The following is a 1,545-nucleotide window of genomic DNA, read 5'->3' on the forward strand; positions in this document are numbered from 1 at the left end:
AGCAGTCTGGTGACGCCACCTTCCAGTCCCTGACGAATCATGACAAGGGTAGGGCGCTGACCACAGAGCAGATAGCCCTGAACTACGGCATCAACGGCTTTTTGGGCAAAAGCCTGAAAGGGGGCATTATCACCACCGGAAGGCATCAATCCAGAAATCCGGCTGGCCAGCTCACTGGAACGGTTGAAGTTCTGTAGCAGGTTGATACGAATGGAATTGGCAGGAAAGCCCGGATGGAACTTCATAAACCGGTATTGATTGCCTGACAGCTCGCAACTTCTGAGGGTATGGCTGGCAAGATCATGGTCGCCTTTTGGGTCGACGATAATAACGGGCTCATTGCGTAATACGGCTTGTGTCACCAACAAATCAAAGAGTCGGGTTTTACCGCTGCCCGGGACACCGATCACCATGGTATGCATCTGAGTCTGTTCAAGAGGCTGATATAACGGCTCCTCATGTTCTTCCATACCGTGAATCCAGCCTGCTCCCATGTTTTTTTCTGATTTGGCTGGCAGGTTATCACTTCGTAATAAGTCCCAGGCTCTTTGTCCATGGAGCCGTTGCCATTCAAAGCCCCAGCCTAACCAGACTCCTTGCTTCTGATTCTTTGTTTGCAATGAATGGCATTTTTTTCCCGTTAGCTTTAACAGAGCCAGCTTTTTCCCCTTAAGCCGCCGATGCTGTTGCCATCTTGGCAAAGCCTGTCTCAGCCGAATGAACATCATGGCCCCGCAGAAAGTAGAGGTTAGAACAAAACCAATCTGCGGCAGTAAACTGTAAAACGACAATGTATAGGCTGTAATCATGGCGGAAAACCATACGGCGGAGGAACTCAACTCATAAATAGGCCGCCAGTTTTGCAAATAAGGGCGATCACTGATCATGCTGTGTCCCCGTGATGTTTTTTGTTGGCAACCATTGTTTGCACTGTTCGGAAATGACAGGTTGCAGAGCAATGACCAGTCGGCCATTACGTCGAAAAATAATCTGGTTCCCAACAGGTCTGATCCAACCTCTCTGGTTCCATTGTTTGAGCAGAATATCCGGTTCTGGAGTTTCCCTGGATTTGACCGCATCAGGCCAAGGCAGCAGAAGGCTGTCTTTCGCCCATTTGATATCCTCTGCGTGGAGGTTACCTATAACCAGCTCAAGCCAATCGAGTTCATTATCCTTTTCCTCTGTTGGCTGATCCTCAGTTTTGGACGGTTTTGTGATCTGGTTAAGCGCCTCCCCATTTTCGAAATGCAATTTGATGCTTTTCAGGCGTGCCAGCTCAACGGCATCGATGATTTGCGATACGCCATGGCCGCTTTTTTGTCCGGTAAGCGCACCGATAAAAGTCTGCCAGAGAGCACCATTACTGTTGCCGGGTTGCAGGGCATTGCGGAATGTCTGAGGGGTCAGCTGCGGCAAAAGTAACAGATTGATGGCCGTATATTCTGGTCTTAATGGTTTCCTGGGATCGGTATCACACTCTTTCCAATGGGGTGAGTAATGGCTAATGCGGTGTTGTTGCAACCAGCTTCCAAGAGGTTGCTGGAA

The 1,545-nt window shown here is 49.3% G+C and carries 2 protein-coding genes; both read right to left on the reverse strand.

Annotated features, from left to right (window positions below; genetic code table 11):
- Nucleotides 1–887: DUF87 domain-containing protein (locus tag KDK19_RS23215; protein WP_257293048.1), on the reverse strand; the 887-nt coding region annotated here is incomplete at its 3' end.
- On the reverse strand, nucleotides 877–1,545 hold a 669-nt coding region (locus KDK19_RS23220; protein ID WP_257293049.1), incomplete at its 5' end, for a hypothetical protein. The genes KDK19_RS23215 and KDK19_RS23220, both read right to left, overlap by 11 nt.

Origin of the sequence: Endozoicomonas sp. ONNA1 (genome assembly GCF_024606325.1) — a bacterium.
Classification (GTDB): Bacteria; Pseudomonadota; Gammaproteobacteria; order Pseudomonadales; family Endozoicomonadaceae; genus Endozoicomonas_A.